Source organism: Actinomycetospora sp. (assembly GCF_055612215.1).
Genome location: NZ_JBVPVA010000554.1, coordinates 1 through 2464, shown reverse-complemented (window position 1 = coordinate 2464; position 2464 = coordinate 1). Strand labels below are relative to the sequence as shown.

Here is a 2464-nt window from a genome sequence, read left to right as displayed (position 1 = left end):
GCCGACGTCGGCTGAGCCACGACCTCGCGGTCACGAGGGGCACAGGGGACATGCATCGGAGGCCCGAGGCGTGCGCAGTGTGCCCCTGATCGGGGCGGCCCCGGGCTCCCGCCGCTACGGGTGGATGAACCGCACCCCGGGCGGGAGGCCGCCGGTGCGGGAGGTGCGGGCGAGGACGGCGAGGAGGGTCTCCCGGAAGGCGTCGGCGGCCCGGGTGGGGGCGACGTCGGTGCGGTGGGCGAGCGCGATCGTCCGGTGGGTCCAGCCGGAGCCGTCGAGGCGCGTGGGGCGCAGCCCGGGGCGGCCCGCGAGCACCAGGCTCGGGACGATCGCGACGCCGAGGCCGGCCTCCACCATGCGCAGCACCGCGTCCATCTCGCCGCCCTCGACCGCGATGCGAGGCGTCACCCCGGCCGCCGCGCACGCGGAGAGCACCACCTCGCGCAGCTCGTAGCCGGGCCGGTTCACCACGAGCGGGTGCCGGGCGATCTCGACGATCCCCGCGTGGTCGCCGAGGGCCTCGTCGAGCCCCGAGCGCCCGCCCGCTGCGGAGATCGCGACGAGCTCCTCGCGCAGCACCGGGGTGAGCCGCAGCGGGGCGCCACCCGCTGCCGGGGCGCCGGTCCCGACGCCGAGCTGTGCTCCCGCCGTCTCGCGCCCTCCGGCCCCCGCGAGGCCGGCCGACCCGGACCGCGGCACGCCACCGGCCCGTCCCGCCACCCCGCCCCGGTCCTGCTGGTGGATGACCAGCGCGAGGTCGAGCTGGCCGTCCTCGAGGTCGGCGACCAGGTCCTGCGAGCCGCCCTCGCGGACCTGCAGCGAGATGCCCGGGTAGCTGACGTGGAAGACCGCGAGCACGTCGGCGAGCACGCCGACGCACAGGCTCGGGGTGGCGCCGACACGCAGCCGCCCGCGACGCAGCCCGGCGAGCTCGGCGATCTCCAGCCGGGCGGTCTCGACGTCGGCGACGATCCGGCGCGCGAGGGGGAGCAGCGTCTCGCCCGCTGCCGTGAGTGTGACGTGGTCCCTACCGCGTGTGAACAAGGTCTCGCCGAGATCATCTTCGAGCGCCTGGACCTGTCGGCTGAGCGTGGGCTGGGCGATCCGCACCTCGGCCGCTGCCTGCACGAACCGTCCGGTGTCGGCTACGGCGAGGAAGTAGACGAGCTGCTTGAGCGTCACCGGAATAGCTTAAGAGCATCGCTGGACCGACTTGCATGCATTGGCAGTCGGCGTGTTCCTCGGCTTAGCGTGTCGTCGTGGTCATGACCCAACACCGCAACATCGTCACGAGGACGTGGGGATCGTCCGTCGGCAAGAAGTCCGTCATGGCCGTGACGGGCGCGATCTTCTTGCTGTACGTCATCGCCCACATGATCGGGAACCTGAAGATCTTCTTCGGCCAGGAGACCTTCGACGCGTACTCGGAGCACCTGCGCACCCTCGGCGCGGAGATCTTCGGCTACGAGGGCGTGCTCTGGATCATCCGCGTCGTGCTGGTCGCGTCCGTCCTGCTGCACATGACTGCGGCGTTCAGCCTCTGGTACAAGGCCAAGCGGGCTCGCCCGATCGGCTACCAGCACAAGAACCCCCAGGGCAGCTACGCGGCGCGCACCATGCGCTGGGGCGGCGTGATCATCGCGCTGTTCGTGATCTGGCACATCCTCGACCTGACCACGGGCAACGTGAACCCGGACCCGGCCGGTGGCGCCTACGCGAGGCTCGTGGCGAGCTTCGACCGCCCCGTGGTCGCCATCTTCTACATCGTCGCGATGGTCGCGCTGAGCACCCACATCAGCCACGGTTTGTGGTCGGGTATCCAGACCCTGGGTGGCAACAGCGCCGTCCGACAGCGTTCTCTGAAGATCTTCTCGATCACCGTCGGGGTCGTCATCGCCGTCGGCTTCGCGATCATCCCGATCTCGGTCATGACCGGTCTGGTGAGGTGAGCAATGTCTGAGCTGCAGCAGGAGCCCACGGCGACGCAGGGCGAGGGCCGCTACGTCCTCGGCGACCCGATCGCCGACAACCGTGCGCCCGACAGCCCGATCGGCGACCGGTGGGACGACCGGAAGTTCTCGGCCCGCCTGGTCAACCCGGCGAACCGTCGCAAGATGACGGTGATCGTCGTCGGCACCGGCCTCGCCGGCGGTGCGGCCGCGGCGACGCTTGGCGAGGCCGGCTACCACGTGAAGTCGTTCTGCTACCAGGACACGCCCCGCCGGGCGCACTCCATCGCCGCGCAGGGCGGGATCAACGCCGCGAAGAACTACCGCAACGACGGCGACTCCGTGCACCGGCTGTTCTACGACACGGTCAAGGGCGGCGACTTCCGCTCGCGCGAGTCGAACGTCCACCGGCTCGCCGAGAACAGCCTGAGCATCATCGACCAGTGCGTCGCGCAGGGCGTGCCGTTCGCCCGCGAGTACGCGGGCCTGCTCGACACGCGGTCGTTCGGCGGCAC

General features: G+C 71.2%; 3 protein-coding genes. 2 read left to right on the top strand and 1 reads right to left on the bottom strand.

The window, feature by feature from the left end:
• Positions 1-114: 114 nt before the first annotated feature.
• The gene (locus AC0CYZ_RS15370) at positions 115-1182 is read right to left on the bottom strand and encodes a LysR family transcriptional regulator (RefSeq protein ID WP_472216808.1); all 1068 of its coding nucleotides are present in this window, start codon (positions 1180-1182) and stop codon (positions 115-117) included.
• Positions 1183-1265: 83 nt separating this feature from the next.
• Here AC0CYZ_RS15370 and AC0CYZ_RS15365 point away from each other — a divergent pair, with 83 nt between their 5' ends.
• A complete protein-coding gene (locus AC0CYZ_RS15365; protein ID WP_472216806.1) occupies positions 1266-1949 on the top strand; it encodes a succinate dehydrogenase cytochrome b subunit in 684 nt (227 codons plus the stop codon).
• Positions 1950-1952: 3 nt separating this feature from the next.
• A partial coding sequence (locus AC0CYZ_RS15360; protein WP_472216804.1) for an FAD-binding protein occupies positions 1953-2464 on the top strand: 512 nt, incomplete at its 3' end.

What these genes read in the sequence shown, in the direction of transcription:
- AC0CYZ_RS15365 (WP_472216806.1), top strand. Translation starts at nt 1,266, where the DNA reads ATGACCCAACACCGCAACATCGTCACGAGGACGTGGGGATCGTCCGTC.